Annotated in this window: 14 protein-coding genes; 7 read left to right on the top strand and 7 right to left on the bottom strand. The window is 66.3% G+C overall.

Features of this window, described 5'->3' with window-relative positions:
* Window positions 1–39 precede the first annotated feature (39 nt).
* A complete protein-coding gene (locus ACVILL_RS32550) occupies window positions 40–1,224 on the top strand; it encodes a UbiH/UbiF family hydroxylase (RefSeq protein WP_456732791.1) in 1,185 nt (394 codons plus the stop codon).
* 69 nt (window positions 1,225–1,293) lie between these two features.
* On the opposite strand, the gene ACVILL_RS32545 is transcribed toward ACVILL_RS32550, so the two are convergent.
* On the bottom strand, window positions 1,294–2,247 hold the full coding sequence (locus ACVILL_RS32545; RefSeq protein WP_456732790.1) for an AEC family transporter: 954 nt from the start codon (window positions 2,245–2,247) through the stop codon (window positions 1,294–1,296).
* A 122-nt stretch (window positions 2,248–2,369) separates the two neighbouring features.
* Between ACVILL_RS32545 and hspQ the strand changes: the two genes are divergently transcribed.
* Complete coding sequence (hspQ, locus tag ACVILL_RS32540; protein ID WP_050406639.1) at window positions 2,370–2,702, top strand: heat shock protein HspQ; 333 nt, start codon at window positions 2,370–2,372, stop codon at window positions 2,700–2,702.
* Window positions 2,703–2,731: 29 nt separating this feature from the next.
* Here the strand turns inward: hspQ and ACVILL_RS32535 are convergent, their stop codons facing one another.
* Window positions 2,732–4,018, bottom strand: a complete 1,287-nt coding sequence (locus ACVILL_RS32535) for an MFS transporter (protein WP_456732789.1) — start codon at window positions 4,016–4,018, stop codon at window positions 2,732–2,734.
* 330 nt (window positions 4,019–4,348) lie between these two features.
* Window positions 4,349–5,182 carry an invasion associated locus B family protein gene (locus ACVILL_RS32530; RefSeq protein WP_456732788.1) on the bottom strand — a complete coding sequence of 278 codons (834 nt, stop codon included), beginning with the start codon at window positions 5,180–5,182 and terminating at the stop codon, window positions 4,349–4,351.
* Between the two features lie 159 nt (window positions 5,183–5,341).
* Between ACVILL_RS32530 and ACVILL_RS32525 the strand changes: the two genes are divergently transcribed.
* The 3 genes from ACVILL_RS32525 (at window position 5,342) to ACVILL_RS32515 (ending at window position 10,239) form a co-directional block, all read left to right on the top strand.
* The gene (locus ACVILL_RS32525; RefSeq protein WP_456732787.1) at window positions 5,342–7,312 is read left to right on the top strand and encodes an extracellular solute-binding protein; all 1,971 of its coding nucleotides are present in this window, start codon (window positions 5,342–5,344) and stop codon (window positions 7,310–7,312) included.
* 40 nt (window positions 7,313–7,352) lie between these two features.
* Window positions 7,353–8,906 (top strand): AMP-binding protein, encoded by a 1,554-nt coding sequence (locus tag ACVILL_RS32520; RefSeq protein WP_456732786.1) that lies wholly within the window; start codon window positions 7,353–7,355, stop codon window positions 8,904–8,906.
* Window positions 8,907–9,012: 106 nt separating this feature from the next.
* Window positions 9,013–10,239 (top strand): GGDEF domain-containing protein, encoded by a 1,227-nt coding sequence (locus ACVILL_RS32515; RefSeq protein ID WP_456732785.1) that lies wholly within the window; start codon window positions 9,013–9,015, stop codon window positions 10,237–10,239.
* Window positions 10,240–10,360: 121 nt separating this feature from the next.
* On the opposite strand, the gene mfd is transcribed toward ACVILL_RS32515, so the two are convergent.
* Both mfd and ACVILL_RS32505 read right to left on the bottom strand, forming a co-directional pair.
* Window positions 10,361–13,879 carry a transcription-repair coupling factor gene (gene mfd / locus ACVILL_RS32510; protein ID WP_456732784.1) on the bottom strand — a complete coding sequence of 1,173 codons (3,519 nt, stop codon included), beginning with the start codon at window positions 13,877–13,879 and terminating at the stop codon, window positions 10,361–10,363.
* Entirely contained in the window at window positions 13,876–14,166 is a 291-nt protein-coding gene (locus tag ACVILL_RS32505) for an FAD assembly factor SdhE (RefSeq protein ID WP_456732783.1), read from the bottom strand. Before ACVILL_RS32505 ends, mfd begins: the two co-directional genes overlap by 4 nt.
* Window positions 14,167–14,311: 145 nt before the next feature.
* Between ACVILL_RS32505 and recG the strand changes: the two genes are divergently transcribed.
* On the top strand, window positions 14,312–16,420 hold the full coding sequence (gene recG / locus ACVILL_RS32500) for an ATP-dependent DNA helicase RecG (RefSeq protein WP_456732782.1): 2,109 nt from the start codon (window positions 14,312–14,314) through the stop codon (window positions 16,418–16,420).
* 4 nt (window positions 16,421–16,424) lie between these two features.
* Here recG and ACVILL_RS32495 read toward each other — a convergent pair whose 3' ends face one another.
* Both ACVILL_RS32495 and glmS read right to left on the bottom strand, forming a co-directional pair.
* Window positions 16,425–17,144 (bottom strand): DUF502 domain-containing protein, encoded by a 720-nt coding sequence (locus ACVILL_RS32495; protein WP_456732781.1) that lies wholly within the window; start codon window positions 17,142–17,144, stop codon window positions 16,425–16,427.
* 170 nt (window positions 17,145–17,314) lie between these two features.
* Complete coding sequence (glmS, locus tag ACVILL_RS32490) at window positions 17,315–19,141, bottom strand: glutamine--fructose-6-phosphate transaminase (isomerizing) (RefSeq protein WP_456732780.1); 1,827 nt, start codon at window positions 19,139–19,141, stop codon at window positions 17,315–17,317.
* Window positions 19,142–19,465: 324 nt separating this feature from the next.
* Between glmS and ACVILL_RS32485 the strand changes: the two genes are divergently transcribed.
* Window positions 19,466–20,575, top strand: a complete 1,110-nt coding sequence (locus tag ACVILL_RS32485; protein WP_456732779.1) for an acyltransferase family protein — start codon at window positions 19,466–19,468, stop codon at window positions 20,573–20,575.
* Window positions 20,576–20,642 lie beyond the last annotated feature (67 nt).

The raw sequence follows: 20,642 nt of genomic DNA, 5'->3' as shown, positions 1-20,642 counted from the left end.
TGGCTTGAAAATCCGGCCAGCCATGTCAAATGTCCTGATATGACCGACAGCGTGCAGGATTATGACGTTATCGTAATAGGCGGCGGCCCGGCCGGATTGACGGCTGCGATCGCGCTTGCGGATGCCGGCGCGCGGACCGCGCTGCTGGCGCGCCGCGTGCCCTATGCCGACAACCGGACCACCGCGCTGCTCGGCGCCTCCACCGAGATCCTGGAGCGGCTCGACGTCTGGCGGCGCTGCAGCGACAAGGCGGCGGCGCTCAAGACGATGCGGCTGGTCGACGACACCGGCCGCCTGATCCGCGCGCCGGAAGTGCGGTTCTCCTCCGACGAGATTGGCCGCGCGCAGTTCGGCTTCAACATCGACAATCGCGCGCTGGTTGCAGCGCTCGAGGACCGCGCCGTCGAACTGGCCGCGCTGACCCGGTTCGACGACGAGGCCGCCTCGGTGCAACCGGACGATGCTGGCGTCACCGTGACGACGCGGCGGGGCCAGCCGCTCCGGGCCCGGCTCGTGGTCGGCGCCGATGGGCGCAATTCATTGTCCCGCGAGGCTGCCGGCATCGAGGTGGTCAGCCGCGAGCTCGGGCAATCCGCCCTCACCTTCAACATCGCCCACAGCCGCCCGCACCAGAACATCTCGACCGAATTTCATACCGAGCACGGCCCCTGCGTGTTCGTGCCGCTCAGCGGCAACCGCAGCAGCGTGGTCTGGGTCTCGTCGCCCAGGGAGGCCGAGCGGCTGATGGCGCTCGGCGACGCCGAATTGTCTGATGCGGCGGAGCGCCAGGCGCATTCGATCCTCGGCCGCGTCGAGGTCCAGGGCGGCCGTCACGTGTTTCCGCTCGCGATCGAGCGGCCCCGGCAGTTTGCAAAAGACCGCATCGCGCTGGTCGGGGAATCCGCCCATGTGCTGCCGCCGATCGGGGCGCAGGGCCTCAACATGGGGCTGCGCGACGCCGCCGATATCGCCGAGATCGCGGGCCAGGCGATCGGCCGCGGCGAGGATCCCGGCGCACCGAATGTGCTGTCACGCTACCGGGCGGTACGGCGGCCCGATGTCGCCAGCCGGACCTGGGCGATCGACATCGCCAACCGCTCGCTGCTCAGCGATTTCCTCGGCGTGCAGACGGCGCGTGCCGCCGGCCTGCACCTGCTCGGCGCCTTCGGCCCGCTGCGGCGGCTTGCGATGCGCGAGGGTCTTTCGCCGTCCTGGCGGCGGTAACCAAAGCGTTTTCGAGCGAAGTGGGTACCGGTTCGCGCTAAGAAAGCGCGTCAACTAAGAACCCTTCCTCTACGGAAACACCAGCCGTCCGCTCTGGATGAACCACATCACGCTGGTCAGCGTGACCACCGAGGCGAAGGTGCCGATCAAGACCGCAACCGACGCCGGCTCGATCCAGGTGTCGTTCTGCCGCGCGATCACGAACACGTTGAGCGCCGGCGGCAGCGAGGCCATCAGCACCGCGGTCGCCGCCCATGGCTGCGCGAACGGCCCGAACAGCAGCATCAGTCCGAGCGCCAGCAGCGGATGGATCAGGAGCTTGATCGCGACCACGCCCGGCACCTCCCACGGCACCCGCTCGAACGGCCGCAGCGCCACGGTGACGCCGAGCACGAACAGCGCCATCGGTGCCGCGGCGTTCTGCAGGAACTGGATGGTGTGGTCGAGCGCTGTCGGCAGCGGAATGTGAAACGCCGCGACCAGCGCGCCGAACACGGCCGACATGATCAGCGGGTTCTGCACGATCTGCTTCAGCACCACGCCGAAGGCGTGCAGCAGCGAGGGATGGTCGCGGTCGGTCAGCTCGATCAGCAATGGCACGATCGAGAACAGGAAGATGCTGTCGCAGCAGAAGATCAGCGCGGTCGGCGCCGCCGCCTTGGCGCCGAGCACGGCGAGCGCCAGTCCCGGACCCATGTAGCCGATATTGCCGTAGGCGCCCGACAGGCCGGCGAGCGTCGCCTCGCGCAGCGTCAGCCCTCCCATCAGCTTGCCCGCGACCATCGCCAGGAAGAACGCGATCACGGTTCCGAGCGTGGTGGCGATCAGGAACGGCGGGTTGTTCAGCTCCGCGAACGGCGTCTTGGACATGATCCCGAACAGCAGCGCCGGCAACGAAACGTAAAGCAGGAAGAAATTCATCCAGGCGAGCCCGCTCTCGGGCAAACCCTTGGCCTTTCCGCACGCATAGCCAATGAAGATCAAGCCGAAATACGGCAACGCCAAATTGAGGATATCGATCATTCTGAAAGTAGTTTCTCGGCCGGGTTTGGGGTTGTTTTGGTCCGGCCAGAATCGGTAAACCGGGGGGTTAATTCGCTTCCTTGCCCCTAGCATCGGCCACAATGTTGGTCTATCGACGAACCATGATCAAAGCGCGCACCGCCAAATTCCAGATCGGGCAGATCGTCCGTCACCGGGTGTTCTCCTTCCGGGGCGTGATTTTTGATATCGACCCGGAGTTCAACAACACCGAGGAATGGTGGCTGTCGATTCCCGAGGACATGCGGCCGCACAAGGACCAGCCGTTCTACCACCTGCTGGCGGAAAACTCGGAGACCGAGTACGTCGCCTATGTCTCGGAGCAGAACCTGTTGCCCGACGATTCCGGCGAGCCGATCCGCCATTCGCAGGTCGCCGAGATCTTCATCAAGGACAAATCGGGCGGCTACCGTCCGCGCAATCCGTCGCTGAACTGATCCTCGGCGTCTGACGGCGCCTTGCCTGCTCATACGCCCTCGCGCTTGGCCAGCACCGCCGCGATCGCCCAGACGACAAAGCCCGCCAGCGCCAGTCCCGCACCGACCAGACCGGTCGACGTCCAGCCGTAGCCCGCCGCGACCGCCATGCCGCCGAGCCACGGCCCCAGCGCATTGGCGACGTTGAAGGCGGAATGGTTCAGCGCCGCAGCGAGGCTCTGCGCCTCGCCCGCGACATCCATCAGCCGGGTCTGCAGCACGGTCGCGAGCGCCCCGCCGAGCCCGATCAGGAACACGTCGGCGCTCAGCGTCCAGACATTCATCGCCGCCAGCGGATACAGCGCCAGCGTCGCCGCCGACCACAGTAGCAGGCCGCCCGCGGTCGCCATCAGCGCGCGGTCGGCAAAGCGCGGCACGATGATGTTGCCGGCGGTGAGGCCGGCGCCGAACACGCACAGCGTCACCGGCACCAGCGCCGGCGATGTGTGCGTCACCGCCAGCATGGTCGAGGCAAGATAGGTGTAGACCGAGAACAGCCCGCCGAACCCGATCGCGCCGATCGCGAGCGTCAACCAGACATGCTTGCGCCCGAGCGCCGAGAGCTCGCGCAGCGGGCTCGCATTGCTGCTGGCGGCGTCACGCGGCGCGAAGACCAGGACCAGGATGGCGGTCAGGAGCGCCAGGCCGGCAACGATCGCGAACGCCCAGCGCCAGCCGATCGCCTGCCCCACGCCGTTGGCGAGCGGCACGCCGATGGTGGTCGCGATGGTGAGGCCGAGCAGGACGCGGCCGACGGCGGCCGTGCGCTTGTCCATCGGCACGAGCGAGGCCGCGACCAGCATGGCGATGCCGAAATAGGCGCCGTGCGGCAGCCCGGCGAGGAAGCGCAACACCAGCATGGTGTGGTAGTCGGGCGCGAGCCCCGAAAGGCCGTTCATCAGCGCGAAGAAGCCCATCAGCGCGATCAGGAGCGTCCGCCGCGTCATGCGCGCCGACAGCACCGCGATCACAGGCGCGCCTACCACGACGCCGAGCGCGTAGGCGCTGATGGCGTGACCGGCCTGGGGCTCGCTGACGTTGAGGTCGTGGGCGAAGAACGGCAGCAGGCTCATGGTCGCGAATTCGGCGATGCCGATCGCAAAGCCGCCCATCGCCAGCGCGAGATGGACGATGCCCGGATGAAAGGCACCGGGGATGTTGTCCTGGTCGACGCGGATGCCGGCTTCGACCGCAGCATCGCCGGTCGGTTGCTGCAAATCCTCGTTACTGGGCCGGGAGCGTGGTTCCCGCCGCTGCGTGCTGACTTGCTGGGACATTCGGCGACTTCCATGACTGCGAGCGGCGGCCAAGGGTCGCGGAGAACCACGCGCGCATTCGCGCATCGAAGGCGCTGTCCGCGCTTTCGCCTGGCCTCCCGTATCGGATTTTTGATTGTGCTTCGACGCCGGACTTGTCCGGACAAGGCGCTGACGATGCGCGCTCGCAATCGCAGTCCTCTCCAACAAACATTGCACACGATTTGCATGATCACCAGCGCGGCAGGCTGCCATCAGCCAGTCTGTTTCGCATGACGAAAAAGGCGCCCTTCCGGGCGCCTTCTGCTTGCGATGATCTCGCGGTGTCTTGAAACGTTCGACTTGAACGCTTTACTTGGCCGCCGGGTTGGCCGGCGCCGGAGCCTGCGCAGCGCCGCCGCCCGCGCCTTCCAGCTTCTTGCGCTGCTCTTCGGCGCGCTTCTGCAACTCTTCCTGCAGCTTCTTCGAGTTTTCCTCGAACACCTTCGGATCGGTCGGCGGGCCGTCATAGGCCTTGGCGAATTCGGTGTTGAGCGGCAGCGGCAGCGTCAGCGGCGCGCCGTTGGAATTGATCGCCTGAACAACGAGGTTCTGGCCCTTCTTCATGTTGGCGATCAGCTCGGGGGTTGCCTCATAGTCGGACATGCAGCCGTTCTGGAAGCAGATCACGTAGGGCGCCTGCTGCGGCGGGTTGCCGTCGACGATGATGCGGGTGCCGTGCACGAGCTGCATGCCGAGCGGCAGCGTGACGCGCAGGATCTTCTTGGGCTCGCCTTCCGGCTCGATGATCACGGCGGCGATGACGGGCTGACCGGACTCGATGCGGCCGTCCTTGCCGGTGAAGCAAACCTGCTTGGCGTTGGCTTCCTGGCCCTTCAGGCAGAACTTGGTCCAGGGGGCGTAGATGAGCTGGATCTGCTGATCCTGGGGCGCCTGCTGGCCGGCCGCAGCGGGCGGCTGGCCTGCGGCCGGTGCTTGGGCTGCCGGTGCCTGGGGTGCCGGAGCCGGCGCCTTCGGAGCTGCCTTGGGTGCCGCCTTGGGCGCAGCCTTCGGTGCCGCAGGCGCTGCCGGCTGCTGGGCCTGAGCGGCAGGAACCAGGAGCGCTGCATACAGAGCCGTTGCCGCCATCAGGGCGATAACTCGCCCATGCGGCCGGACCGGGGCGGCCAAGATACGGAAATTCATTGCGGAAAACCCTTTCTGAACGGCAGCGCCCGAAACCGCTGCAGGCGCCGACACATAGCCGTTTGGGCGGCTGTCTCCTAGTGAATTGGGGCGGATACGTGACAGGCGTTCCCGCCCTCCAATTGCACGCCTTCAATACAGCGGCGCGCGGAAAGATCAATGCCGACAAGCGTATTTGCGCCCATGCGACGGCGAGTTTCAGCGGCCTGTGATAAACCTCCCGATGTGACGTTTCGCGAATCAAATCCGGCACCTCACGCAGGTGTTCCCGGGCACGTTAGGTGCGCCGCATTGGCGACCGTCCGGCTCGCCTTGGCAGTCGTCCTGGCATTTGTTGTGGCCCTGCCGGTGAGCGGGTTTGCTCCTGCAACCGCTGCCGAGAGCCATGCGATTGCGATGCACGGCGCCCCGGCATTGCCTGCCGATTTTACCCACCTGCCCTATGCCAATCCGGACGCCCCCAAGGGCGGCCGCCTGGTCCAGGGCGTGATCGGTACCTTCGATAGCCTCAACCCGCTGATCATCAGGGGCGTTCCGGTCCAGCAGGTCCGGGGCTACGGCTATGAGCGCGGCTATGTCTACGAAAGCCTGATGGCGCGCGGCAATGATGAGCCCTTCACCCTGTACGGCCTGCTCGCGCGCAGCGTCGAGACCGACGACGCCAGAAGCCATGTGACGTTCCACATCGATCCGCGCGCCCGCTTCTCCGACGGGCAGCCCGTGCTCGCCGACGACGTGCTGTTCTCGCTGGCACTGTTGCGCGATCACGGCCGTCCGATGCACCACCAGTATTATTCGAAAGTCGCAAAGGCCGAAGCGATCGACCCGCTGACGGTCCGGTTCGATTTCGGCGGTGTCGCAGATCGTGAACTGCCGCTGATCCTCGGCCTGATGCCGATTCTGCCGCGGCACGCCATCGACCCCGAAAAATTCGAGGAAACCACGCTGGCGCCACCGACCGGGTCCGGTCCCTATCGCGTGACGGCGGTCAAACCCGGCGCCAGCGTGACCTTCACGCGCGATCCGAATTATTGGGGCCGCGATCTGCCGGTGAACCGCGGCCTCTGGAACTTCGACGAGATCCGGCTCGACTACTACCGCGAGGCCAACGGCATGTTCGAGGCCTTCAAGCGCGGCCTGTATGATTTCCGGACCGAGACCGAACCGCTGCGCTGGCACGAAGGCTATGACTTCCCGGCGGCGCGCAACGGCGAGGTGATCCGCGACGTCATCAAGATCGGCACGCCGCGACCATCCGAATTCCTGGTGTTCAACAGCCGGCGGCCGAAATTCGCCGACGTCAGGGTGCGACAGGCGCTGGCGATGCTGTTCGATTTCGAATGGGTCAACCGCAATTATTATTTCGGGCTGTTCTCGCGTGCAGGCGGTTACTTCGCCGGCTCGGACCTGTCCGCCTACGGGCGCCCCGCCGACGATCGTGAGCGCGAACTGCTGAAGCCCTACCTGTCGCATATCCCGCCCGACATCCTCGAGGGCCGCTATCGTCTCCCCGTCACCGACGGCTCGGGACGCGACCGCACCATCCTGCGCAACGCGCTCGCGCTGTTGTCGGAGGCGGGCTACGCGCTCGACGGCACGGTGTTGAAGCAGCGCTCGACCGGAACGCCACTCCGGATCGAGATCCTGGTGACGACACGCGAGCATGAGCGGATCGCCCTCGCCTACCAGCGCGACCTCAAGCGTGCCGGCATCGAGGCCGCCGTGCGGGTGGTCGACGCGGTGCAGTTCGAGCAGCGCCGAGTCGCCTATGACTTCGACATGATCCCCATTCGCTGGGACCAGTCGCTGTCGCCGGGCAACGAGCAGTGGTTTTACTGGGGTAGCCAAGCCGCCGACGTGCCGGGCACCCGCAATTACATGGGCGCCAGGGATCCGGCGATCGACGCCATGATCGCGGCGCTGCTGGCGGCGCGGGAGCGACCGGCCTTCGTTTCGGCAGTGCGCGCGCTGGACCGGTCCTTGATGTCGGGCTTCTACGCTATCCCCCTATTTAACTTGGGAGAGCAATGGATCGCGCGCTGGAATCGGATAGAACGGCCTTCGACCACGGCGTTGACGGGTTACCTGCCGGAGACCTGGTGGCAGAAGCCCGCCGCGCAATCCAAGTAGCCTGCCAAGTGACCTGCCAGATGATGCGAGCGGACGCCGTATGATCTGGTCTGATCGAAGCGATGCAACCGACGTTGAACCTGTGAACCAGTCGATCACCTCGCCGACGCTCGACACCCTGTTCAAGCGCACGCTGGCGCGGCAACCCGAAGCGCTGGCGCTGGTCGACCCGCTCAACAAGCAGCGCATCACCGGCCAAACCCGCAAGCGCCTGACCTATGCGCAGGCCGACCGCGCGATCTCGGCGATCGCGGCCCATTTCGTCGAGAGCGGATTGCCGGCCAATACGGTGATCGCGGTCCAGCTTCCGAGCACGGTCGAATTTGCCCTGACGGTGCTTGCCGCCCATCGGGTCGGCCTGGTGGTGGTGCCGTTGCCGCTGCTGTGGCGGCAGGCCGAACTGACCTCGGTGCTCAACCGCACCGCGGCACGGGCGATCGTGACGTGCGCCAGGATCGACGGCGTCTCCTATGCCGACATCGCCATGAACGCCGCCGCGGAAGCGTTCTCGATCCGCCACGTCTGCGGCTTCGGGACCGATCTGCCCGAATGCATGGCGTCGCTCGATCAGGCGATCCTGCAGGACTCCCGGACCACGCGCCGCATGATCGAGGACGGCCGCAAGCCGGCGCTGATCTCCTTCGACGTCACCAGCGAAGGTTTTCGTCCGGTGCCGCGCGCCCATTTCGGCCTGATCGCCGGCGGGCTCGCGATGTCGCTGGAGAGCGACCTCGCACAAGGCGCCACCATCATGTCGGCATTCGCCCCGATGTCGTTTGCCGGCATCTGCTCGTCGCTGGTGACCTGGCTGCTGTCGGGCGGAACGCTCGTCATGCATCACCCGTTCGACGAGGAGTCTTTCGAAACCCAGTTCAGCGATCACGCCTGCGACACGCTGATCGCGCCGGCGCAGCTCGCGCTGCGGCTCGACGAGCGCGGCCTGTCGGAGCGGCTGCCCACCCTGCGCAAAGTGATCGGCCTTTGGCGGACGCCGGAGCAGGTCGCCTCCAGTGCGCACTGGACGTCGCGACGGGTGACCATGACTGACGTCTATCTGTTCGGCGAGGCCGGCCTGTTCGGCGCCCGCCGCAACGCCGAGGACGGCGCGCCGGCCCCGATCAAGCCCGGGCCGCACAGCGCGCCGCGCGAAGCACCGGGTGCATCGATCGCCGGCGAGATCCTGCTGACCCCGAAGGGTACGCTCGGCCTGCGCGGGCCCATGGTGCCGGTCGCCGCCTATGCGCCTCCGCCGCCTCCGGGCGATACCCTGATCGCGCCGCCGCCGCGCGATTTCGTCGACACCGAATACGCCGCGCGGCTCGATCGCGCGACCGGCGCGATCAACATCACCGCCCCGCCTTCCGGGGTCATGACCGTCGGCGGCTACCGCTTCCTTGCCCAGGAGCTGCAGGAGTGGTCGCGCCGCCTCGGCCAGGGGGCGCTGTTGACTGCATTGCCGGACCGCCTCAGCGGCCACCGGCTGGCCGGACGGGCGCAGGACAACGCGCGGGCCCGCGACGCGCTCACAGAACTTGGGCTTAACCCGTTGATGGTCGAAGCTTTTCGCGACCGCGGCGGCGCCGGGATGAGTTAAAATCTTATCATTGCGTTAGTCTTATCATTGTGTTGACGCCGCATTAAGCCATGCGAACTAGCATCGCAGCCGTTGCTGTTCCTAAGCATTGGTTTCGAGCGTTCGAATGTCTCAACAAGGTCCGGTCCTCATCGTATCGGCGTCGGCAAAGCCGCCGTTCGCCGCGGTTCTCGATGAGACAAAGCTGTTCCCGGTCGTGGTCACCGACTGGAACGAGGTCGGACGGGCGATCGAGCAGGTCAAGCCGGCGGCGATCATCGCGGCCACCGAGGGCGTCGACTTCGTCACCCTGTCGGGTCTGGCCAAGCGCGCCGCCGCCCGCGCTCCCTATCTGCCGCTGATTGCGGTCGATCCCGCGACCACCCTGCCCGATACCGTGATCGCATTTTTCCAGCGAAAGGGCCTGCCGGACCGCCTGGTCGCCCGGCTCAACGCGTCCTTACGGGTTCGTGCGCTGCATGCCACCGTGATGCGCCGCCTGGTGCCTCCGGTACCGATCGCCATGTCGGACATCGATCCGGTCGGAGAGGCCACCACGCTGCTGATCGGCCGTGGCGGCGCCTACCCGACGCTGTCGGTCGCGCTCGGCGAACGCGCCGGCGTGGTCGGCGCGCTCAGCATCGAGGCCGCGGCCAAGCATCTCTCAAGCCGCGACATCGACGGCATCGTGCTGGGGGAAGGCTTCACGCCGCGTGTGATGGATGCTTTCCTGACGGTGCTGACCGAGGACGTCCGCTTCCGCCCATTGCCCGTGATCGTCACCTCCGGCGAACTGACGCCGCGTTACGAATTGCCCAATCTCGAGATCGTCACCGCTGGACCCACGCGCGTCGCCGACATGGCGCTGCCGATGATCCGGCAGCATGCCTTCGAGGCGCGGCTCGGCCGCATGCTCAAGGCGATCGACGCCAAGGGCCTGATCGATGCCCGCACCGGTCTGTTGACCAAGGCCGCGTTCGAGCGCGACTTCGCGACCACCGTCTACCAGACCGCCGAGCGCGGCGGCGCGCTCTCGGTGGCGCGGTTCACCTTCGACAACGCGCAACCGCGCGCGCAATTCGACGGCGCGCGGATCATCAGCCGGCTGATGCGCCAGGCCGATTTCGGCGCGGTGCATGACGATCGCTCGATCGTGGTGGCGTTCGCAGGCACCGACCTGCGCAACGCGCAAGCCATCACGCGGCGCCTGGCCAGCGTGATGCGCCATACCCAGAACGGCCGCCGCGACGTCAGAGCCGAGCCCGCCGTCAGCGTCGCCACACTGCTGCCGGGCGATTCCGCTATCTCGCTGCTCGGACGGCTGTTCGGGATGCCGGAGCGCGCGGCGTCGTAACGTCCAGATCGCGCCACACCGTCATTACGAGCGAAGCGAAGCAATCCACCTCTCCATGTATGCGGGACAATGGATTGCTTCGTCGCTTCGCTCCTCGCAATGACGCGGATAGGTCCGCGCCTCACGCCGCCTTCTTGCTCTCGGCGAGATTGGCGAGCTGCCGCAAAATCTCGGTGGTGCCGGCGAGCCGCTCTTCCGGCGTATCCCATTCCTGGAAGAACACCACCTTCATGTCGGGCCGCACCTTGGCGGCCTGGCCGTGCTGGCGGATGAAGGTCACCAGCCGCTCCGGATGCGCAAAGCTGTTGTCGCGGAAGGCGATCACGGCACCCTTCGGTCCGGCATCGACCTTCCCGACATTGGCGCGGCGGCAATAGGCCTTGATCGCCGCGACCTTGAACAGATAGCGCACTTCGTCCGGCAGCACGCCGAAACGGTCGCGCATCTCGGCCGCGAAGGCGTCGATATCCTCGTCGGTGTCGAGATCGGCAAGTCTGCGATAGAGCGACAGCCGCACGCTGAGATCGTTGACGTAATCCTCGGGGATCAGGACCGGCATGCCGATCGTGATCTGCGGCGACCAGCGGTCGGCGGCAGGCTCGGCGACGCCGGCCTTGAGGTTGACGATCGCCTCCTCCAGCATCGACTGGTACAGCTCGAAGCCGACTTCCTTGATGTGACCGGATTGCTCTTCGCCGAGCAGATTGCCGGCGCCGCGGATGTCGAGATCGTGCGAGGCGAGTTGGAAGCCCGCACCCAGCGTCTCCAGCGATTGCAGCACCTTGAGCCGCCGCTCCGCCTGCGCCGTGATCTTCTGCTGCGCCGGCAGCGTGAACAGCGCATAGGCGCGCAGCTTGGCGCGGCCGACGCGGCCGCGCAGCTGGTAGAGCTGGGCAAGGCCAAACATGTCGGCGCGGTGCACGATCAGCGTGTTGGCGTTCGGGATGTCGAGACCGGACTCCACGATCGTGGTCGACAGCAGGATGTCGTATTTGCCGTCGTAGAACGCGGACATGATGTCCTCGATCACGGTCGGCGGCATCTGGCCGTGGGCGACCGCGACCTTCATCTCCGGCACGTTCTTGTCGAGGAAATCCTTGACGCCGGCGAGGTCCTCGATCCGCGGCACGACGTAGAACGCCTGCCCGCCGCGATAGCGCTCGCGGAGCAGCGCCTCGCGGATCATCAGGGGATCGTGCGGCGCGACGAAGGTGCGGACCGCGAGGCGGTCGACCGGCGGCGAGGCGATGATCGAGAGCTCGCGGACGCCCGTCAGCGCCAGTTGCAGCGTGCGCGGGATCGGGGTCGCCGACAGCGTCAGCACGTGGACCTGGGCGCGCAGCTGCTTCAGCCGCTCCTTGTGGCTGACGCCGAAATGCTGCTCCTCGTCGACGATCAGAAGACCGAGGTCTTTGAACTTGATGGCCTTGCCGAGCAGCGCATGGGTGCCGACCACGATGTCGACGCTGCCGTCGGCGAGCCCCTTCTTGACCTGGTTTAATTCCTTGGTCGAGACCAGCCGCGAGGCCTGCGCGACATTGACCGGGAAGCCCTTGAAGCGCTCCGTGAAGGTGCGCGAGTGCTGGCGCGCCAGCAGCGTGGTCGGTACCACGACCGCCACCTGCCTGCCCTCCAGCGCCACGGCGAACGCCGCGCGCAGCGCCACCTCGGTCTTGCCGAAGCCGACGTCGCCGCAGATCAGCCGGTCCATCGGGCGGCCGATCTCGAGGTCCTTCAGCGTCGAGGTGATGGCGCCAAGCTGATCCTCGGTCTCCTCATAGGGGAAGCGCGCGCAGAACTCGTCATAGACGTGCGGCTGCAACGGGAATTTCGGCGCCTCGTGCAGCTGCCGTTCGGCGGCGATCTTGATCAGCTCGCCCGCGATCTCACGGATGCGGTTCTTGAGCTTGGCCTTGCGCGCCTGCCAGCCGCCACCGCCTAGACGGTCGAGCTCGACATTGGCGCTGTCGGAGCCGTAGCGCGACAGCAGCTCGATGTTCTCGACCGGCAGGAACAGTTTTGTCTCGGCCGCATAATGCAGTTCGAGACAGTCATGCGGCGCGCCCGAGACTTCCAGCGTCTGCAAGCCGACGAAGCGGCCGATGCCGTGCTCGACATGGACCACGAGGTCGCCGGTCGCAAGGCTCGTCACCTCCGAGATGAAATTGTCGAGTTTGCGGCTCGCCTTGCGCGGCCGCACCAGGCGGTCGCCGAGAATGTCCTGCTCGCTGATGACGGCGAATTCGTCGGTCTCGAAGCCGGATTCCATGCCGAGCACGGCGAGCATGGTCTCGTTGCGCGGCGTCGCCTGCACGATCCGCCAGGTGTTGACGCTCGTGGTGTTGAGCAGCTTGTGATCGCGCAGCATCGCGCCCATGCGGTCGCGCGAGCCCTCGCTCCACAGCGCCACGATGACCTTCTTGCGCTGCGACTGCAGCGCGCCGATGTGGCCGACCACGGCCTCGAACACGTTGACGTTGGTGTCGGCACGCTCGGGCGCGAAATTGCGGCCTTGCCGCGCGCCGGCATCGAACACTTCGGTCGAGCCTTCCGGTACCGCGAACGGCGTCAGCCGCGCCAGCGGCGCGTCGCCGAGCAGCCTGGTCCATTCGGCCTCAGACAGATAGAGCTGGTCCGGCGGCAGCGGCTTGTAGATCGCGCCGCTGCCGGGATGCTCCAGCGCCTCGCGCCGCGCGTCGTAATAGTCAGATATCTGCGAGAAGCGTTCGCGCGCGGCGTCCTCGCCCTGCGGCTCGATCGCAATCGTCGCGCCGTCGAGATAGTCGAACAGCGTGTCCATCCGCTCCTGGAACAGCGGCAGCCAGTGCTCCATGCCGGGATGGCGGCGTCCCTCGGAGACCGCTTCATAGAGCTGGTCGTCGCGCCCCGGTGCGCCGAAGGCTGCGACATAGCCCATGCGGAAACGGCGAATGGTTTCGGTGGTGAGCTGGAATTCGGAGACCGGCACAAGGTCGAGCCCGCGCATATCGAGATGCGTGCGCTGGGTCTCGGCATCGAAGGTGCGGATGGATTCAAGGCTGTCGCCGAAGAAATCGAAGCGCACCGGCTGGTCGAGGCCGGCCGGAAACAGATCGAGGATACCGCCGCGCACGGCGTATTCGCCGGGCTCGCGCACCGTGGACGAACGGGTGTAGCCATTGTGCTCGAGCCAGGCCACGACCGAATCCATCGGCACGACATTGCCGGGCGCAACCGACAGCGCTTGCGCTGCGACCTGATCGCGCGCCGGCACCCGCTGCACGGCGGCGTTCACGGTCGTGAGCACGATCAGCGGCTTGTCGCTGCCGACGAGGCGCGACAGTTTCGCCAGCGCGGTCAAGCGCTGCGCCAGGATGCCGGAATGCGGCGAGACGCGGTCGTAGGGCTGGCAGTCCCAGGCCGGAACCTGCATCACGGCGATATCGGGCGCGAAGAACTCCAGCGCGCGGGCAAGCTGCTGCATCCGGGCGCCGTCGCGGCACACCACGGCAAGGCTGACAGCCGACCGCTTCGGTTGCGCGGCGATGGCGCGCGCCAGATCGGAGATCACGAGCCCTTCGGCGCCCTCGGCGACGTTGGCGATGGTCAGCACCCGGCCGGGCGCGAGCATCGCGGCCGGCGATTTCATCGGCTGTTTCATGCGCTGGAATCCGCGACCCGGAACGCCTTGATACGGGCAAACAGCGCGGTCGCGTATTCGGCCGGCAGCACCTTGTCGCCGGTCAACGCGGCATAGAGGTCGGGGTCCGGCACCTCGATCAGGTGCTCGAGCTCGCCGATCTCCTGATCGGACAGATCCGCAATGGTCGCATCGGCAAAGCGGCCGAGGATCAGGTCCATCTCCCGGGTGCCGCGGTGCCAGCAGCGAAACAAAAGCCGCTTGCGGCGGTCATCGAGCCCCTGGCTCGATCGTGTCGATCCCGTCATGTCCCAAAATCCATCGAACGCCAAAAGCCCGGACGTGCCGGGCGGGCCTTGATATAGCGATGGCAATGGCCGATGTCAGCCCTTATCCGCCGCCTTTTGGGGTTTCCTGGCGCGCATGACGCGAGTCGTGTGTTAGAGGACACCGATGCGCCCAGCCCTGCTCAATCCGCTGTTTGCCCAGGTCACGACGCTTTCGGGTGTCGGCCCGAAGCAGGACAAGCTGCTGCGCTATTTGCTCGACCGCAGCGAGACGCCGCGGCTGGTCGATCTGCTGCTGCATCTGCCGGCGAGTGTGATCGACCGCCGCGCCCGGCCGAAGATCCGCGACGCCGCGGTCGGAACCATGGTGACGCTGGAGGTCACCGTCGACCGCCATCGCCCGCCGCCGCCGCGCAACTCGCGCGCGCCCTACCTGGTCTATGCCAGCGACGACACCGGCGATGTGGTGCTGACCTTCTTTCGCGCCCAGCCCGGCTATGTCGAGAAGCTGCTGCCTGTCGGCGAGAAGCGCTACGTCTCCGGCACGCTGGCGATGTATGACGGCATCCCGCAGATCGTGCATCCCGATCGCGTCGTCGACGAGGCCGGCTTCGCCAAACTCTCCGGAATCGACCCGGTGTATCCGCTGACCGAAGGGCTCGCGATCGGCTCGCTCCGCCGCGCCATCGCGCAGGCGCTGACCAAGCTGCCGGACCTGCCGGAGTGGATCAGTCCCGGGGTGCTGCGCCGCTGCAACTTCCCGCCGATCAGGGAGGCGCTGACCCGCGTCCACGTTCCGGTCGAGCTGACCGACATCCTGCCCGATGGCCCGTTCTGGTCGCGCCTTGCATTCGACGAACTGCTCGCCGGCCAGCTCGCGCTGGCGCTGATCCGCGCCACGTTGCGCCGCCCCGCCGGCGTGCGCAACGCCGGCGACGGCCATCTGCGCAACAAGATCATCGACGCCCTGCCCTATGCGTTGACCAAATCGCAGCAGGACGCGGTCGCAGCGATCATCGCGGACCTGCAGCAGCCGGTGCGGATGCTGCGCCTCGTGCAGGGTGATGTCGGCTCCGGCAAGACCGTGGTGGCGCTGCTCGCGGCCGCAGCCGTTGCGGAAGCCGGCAAGCAGGCCGCGCTGATGGCGCCGACCGAGATCCTGGCGCGGCAGCACATCAAGACCATCGCGCCGCTCGCCGAGAGCGCCGGCATGCGGGTTGCGATCCTCACCGGCCGCGAGAAAGGCAAGGAGCGCCGCGAGCTCCTGGCGCAGCTCGAGGCCGGCGAGATCGATCTTCTAGTCGGCACCCATGCGCTGATCCAGGACGACGTGATCTACAAGGCGCTGGCGCTCGCCGTGGTCGACGAGCAGCATCGCTTCGGCGTCCGCGAGCGCCTCGCGCTGACCTCGAAGGGCGAAGCCGTCGACGTGCTGGTGCTGAGCGCCACGCCAATTCCGCGCACGCTGGTGCTGACTTACTTTGGCGACATGGACGTTTCGGAGCTGCGCGAAAAGCCCGCCGGCCGCCAGCCGATCGACACCCGCGCGGTGCCGATGAGCCGGATCGAGAACGTCATGGACGGCGTCGGCCGCGCGCTTGGCGCCGGCAAGCTGGTCTACTGGATCTGCCCGCTGGTCGATGAGTCGGAGGCCGAGGGCACCGAGCACCTCACCAACGCCACCGAGCGCTTCGACAGCTTGCAGAAGCGGTTCGGCGATCGTGTCGGCCTCGTGCACGGCCAGATGAAGGGTACCGAGAAGGACCGCGTGATGGCGCAATTCGCCGCGCACGAGATCGGCCTGCTGGTCGCAACGACCGTGGTCGAGGTCGGCGTCGACGTGCCGGCGGCGACCATCATGGTGATCGAGAACGCCGAGCGCTTTGGTCTCGCGCAGCTGCATCAATTGCGCGGCCGCATCGGACGCGGCTCGGAGGCCTCGACCTGCCTCCTGCTCTACAAGGAGCCGCTTGGCGAGATGTCGAAGGCGCGGCTCAAGGTGATCCGCGAGACCACCGATGGCTTCAGAATTGCCGAGGAGGATCTGAAGCTGCGCGGCGAGGGCGACGTGCTCGGCATCCGCCAGAGCGGCCTGCCCGGCTACCGCATCGCGCGCTCCGAAGTGCACGGCCAGCTCATCACCCAGGCCCGCGACGAGGCGTTGCGGATCATGAAGGACAATCCGAAGCTGAAGGGCGAACGCGGCGAAGCGCTGCGCGTCCTGCTCTATCTCTACGAACGCGACGAAGCCGTGCCGCTGATCGGCGCGGGGTGAAGGATCAGCCCTCGACCTTCGCCGGCGCGGGCTGTGTGGCCGGCTGCAGCGAGGCCTGGTTGGCGATCCGCGCGGCATTGGCCATGCCGGCGAGCGCCGCAGCGCGCTTCTGATCGGTGGAGCCGGGCTGCACCACGCCGGCCGACATGATCAGTGTCGCGGCATCCTCGGTGCTCATCTCGATCTCGATGATCTTGCTCTTCGGCACGTAGAAGAAGAAGCCGGTGGTCGGGTTCGGCGCGCACGGCAGGAACACCGAGATATGCTCCTCCCCTCCGGGGAAGCTGGCCGCGAGCTCGGCGCTCGGCGCCTGCGAGATCAGCACGATCGACCACATGCCGGGCGACGGAAACTCGACGAGGCCGACGCGGCGGAAGCTCGAGCCGTTGCCGGAAAACAGCGTCTCGAACACCTGCTTCAGGCCGCGATAGATCGCACGCACCGCAGGAATTCGCCCGAGCAACCGCTCGCCGAGATCGACCAGGGTTCGCCCGATCAGGTTGGCGGTGAGGAAGCCGAGCAGCGTCAGCGCGATGACCGCGACGATCAGGCCGGAACCGGGCAGCCCGAACGGCAGATAGGTTTCCGGCCGGTACGCCGTGGGCACGAACGGACGGACCAGATTGTCGACCCAGTTCACGAACCACCAGGTCAGATAGAGCGTGATCGCAACCGGCCCGGCCACCACGAGGCCGGTCAGGAAATAATTGCGAAAACGCGCCATCAGCCCGCGCGGGGCATCCGGGGGCAAATCACCCGTGACGGGAGGTACTTGGTTGGAAGTCATTGCGGTTCCAAGGTCGTCGAAGCGGCGTCGAAACGGCCGTTGTCCACCATCCAGCTAAGCCATTCTGACGCATTTTTGAAGGGGCCGCGTGACCGCCCTGCTTGCGACTATTCGACCGTGACCGATTTGGCCAGATTCCGGGGCTGGTCGACGTCGGTGCCCATCACAACGGCGGTATGATAGGCGAGCAGCTGCACCGGAACGGCGTAGACCATCGGCGCGAAGGTCGCTCCCATGTCCGGCATCACGATCGTCACGAGCGACTGGATGGTCGCCTCCGATGCCCCCTTGGCGTCGGTCATCAGGATGATCTTGCCGCCGCGGGCGGCGACCTCCTGCATGTTGGATACGGTCTTCTCGAACACCTTGTCGTAGGGCGCGATCACCACGACCGGCATGTGCTCGTCGATCAGCGCGATCGGCCCGTGCTTGAGCTCGCCGGCGGCATAGCCCTCGGCATGGATGTAGGAGATTTCCTTCAGCTTCAGCGCGCCTTCCAGCGCCAGCGGATAGCTGGTGCCGCGGCCGAGATAGAGCACGTCGCGCGACTTCGAGATCTCGCGCGCCAGCTTCTCGATCTGCACTTCGGTGGTCAGCGCTTCCGACATCAGGCGCGGAATTTCGACCAGCCCGTGCACCAGCTTGGCTTCATCGGCATCGGACAGCTCGCCGCGGGCCTTGCCGGCGGCGACCGCGAGCGAGGCCAGCACCATCAGCTGGCAGGTGAACGCCTTGGTCGAGGCGACGCCGATCTCGGGACCGGCCAGCGTTTGCAGCACGGTCTCGCTCTCGCGCGCGATCGTCGAGGTCGGCACGTTGACGACCGAGAGCGTGTGCGCGCCCTGCGCCTTGGCGTAGCGCAGCGCCGCGAGCGTGTCGGCGGTCTCGCCCGACTGCGAGATGAAGATCGCAAGGTCGCCCTTGCGCAACGGCGCCTCGCGGTAGCGGAATTCGGAGGCGACATCGAGCTCGACCGGCAGCCGCGCCAGCCGCTCCAGCCAGTATTTCGCGACGAAGCCGGCATAGCTCGCGGTGCCGCAGGCGGTGATCGAGATGCGCTGGATATCCTTGAAGTCGAACGGCAGCTTGACCGGCATGATGACGCGCTCGGTCGCCATATCGACGTAACGGGCGAGCGTGTGGCCGACCACTTCCGGCTGCTCGTGGATCTCCTTCGCCATGAAGTGGCGATAGTTGGCCTTGTCGACCAGCGCGGTCGCCGTCGTATGCTTGATCGCCTCGCGATGGACGATGGCGTTGTCCTTGTCGAAGATCGTGGCGCCCCTGCGGTTCAGCACCACCCAGTCGCCGTCCTCGAGATAGCTGATCGTGTCGGTGAACGGCCCGAGCGCGATCGCATCCGAGCCGAGATACATCTCGCCCTCGCCGTGGCCGATCGCAAGCGGCGGGCCGTTGCGGGCGCCGATCATCAGGTCGTCATTGCCGGCGAAGATGAAGCCGAGCGCAAACGCGCCGCGCAATTGTGACAGCACCGCCCGCACCGCCTCGACCGGCGCGACGCCGCCCTTGAGCAGGTTGTCGACCAGATGCACCACGACCTCGGTGTCGGTCTCGGTCGCGAACACCGCGCCCTTGGCCTCGAGTTCCTCGCGCAGCTCGCGGAAATTCTCGATGATCCCGTTATGCACCACGGCGACGCGTTCGGTGGCGTGCGGATGCGCGTTGTTCTCGGTCGGCCTCCCGTGGGTGGCCCAGCGGGTGTGGCCAATGCCGGTGTGGCCGCCGAGCGGCTTGGCCTCCAGCCGGGTCTCAAGATTCTTCAGCTTGCCCTCGGCGCGGCGCCGCGCCAGCGAGCCGTTCTCGAGCGTGGCGACACCTGCGGAATCATACCCGCGATATTCGAGCCGCTTGAGCGAATCCACCAATTGCTCCGCGACCGGAGCGCGTCCAAGAATGCCGACGATGCCGCACATGCGGTTCAATGTCCCCAAAAATCGCCGAAAATTTGCCAAAGCGGCGACACGGTCCCTTAACGGGAATCGCCGGTCGCAAGATACTCAATAATTATTGCCGATTGCGACAGTCTTAAACGGCAGGTGGACGCGAAAGGCTGGTTAATCGGGGCTAACCATGCCGGCACAAAGTCGCATCGCGAGGGCCCGTGCCTCGACTATCGAGGTACACGTTAAGGATGTGATAAGCCCTCCACGGCAACCGTAGCCACAGCGCGAAACAACAAGCCACGATCAATCACACTTCGCGTTGCACGCCAAGAGTGCCTTCCGGTCGGAGGCCAAGTGAACCACAGGAACAATTTCGACGTTCTCAGGCTGTTTGCGGCCTGCAACGTCTTGCTGCAGCATGCGGCCTATCTGCAAGTTCCATGGCCCAGGCCGCTGCCCCTGCTGGTCGTTTACACGTCCGGCGTGCCGGTCTTCTTCATCATCAGCGGCTTCCTGATCACGGCCACCTTCTTTCGCCACGATGGCGACGTCCTCGCATACCTTCGTAATCGCGGCCTGCGGATCTACCCGGCGCTGTGGTTCACGCTCGCAATCGTCCTCGCGATGCTGGTGGCGTTCGGCGCATTGCCGATCGGGTCGATCCTGAGCCGGGAGTTTCTGCAGTACTGGACGGTCATCCTCGCAACCGGCTCCGACTCCTTCGCCAACCGGCTGCTGGCGCCGTACCCCTTCGCCTGGAACGCCGCGCTGCCGTTCCTGCCCACCGCCGCGCTGTGGACCATCGTGCTCGAGTTGGGGTTCTACCTGATCGTGCCCCTGATCTTCCTGCCCCCAATCAGGCGCCGCCGCTGGGCCTCGCTCGCCGTGGTGCTCGCCGTGACCGTCTATTCGCACCATTTGGCCAATGTCACGACGGACGAGGCCACAGCAGTTACAAACCCTCTGTTCTATTTCTGGTTCTTCGGCATCGGCTCGATCTTGTCGCTGCTGTGGCCGCGAATTGATCGGCTGTTCCGCGGCAAGTTCATCCTGTGGGCCCTGCTCTATGCCGAGATGATTGCCCTCGTCGGCGACCAGCGCGGCATCGTCTACGATCATCCGACAGTGCAATCGACCGCACTCACGATCCTCCTTGCCTGCTGCGTCATTTCCGCAGCCTTCACCTGGACCAGTCTGTCGAAGCTCCTCGCGGGCAACGACCTGTCGTACGGCATCTATCTGCATCACGTGCCGGTCGTGATTGTCCTGCACGCCTACGGATGGCAGGGCTTCCCGGCCGCGGCCCTCCTGATCGTGACAACGACCATCGCGGCGTTTGCGACGTGGCGCGTCATCGAGCGGCCGGCCATGCGATTCAAAATTCATTCGGCCCGAAAAGCTTCGACGTCCGACGAGCACCAGTGCCCGGAAGCATTGGACAACCCGGCGTATCGCGCCGGCTAGTTCCAGCCAACTTGCAGCCGGATTGCTGAGGCGCGCGCGAGCATTATCGGCACCTGGGCCGGATCGG

The organism is Bradyrhizobium sp. USDA 3364, from assembly GCF_054056355.1.
The sequence above is the reverse complement of the archived record's forward strand: the minus strand, read 5'-3'. Positions and strand labels throughout refer to the sequence as shown.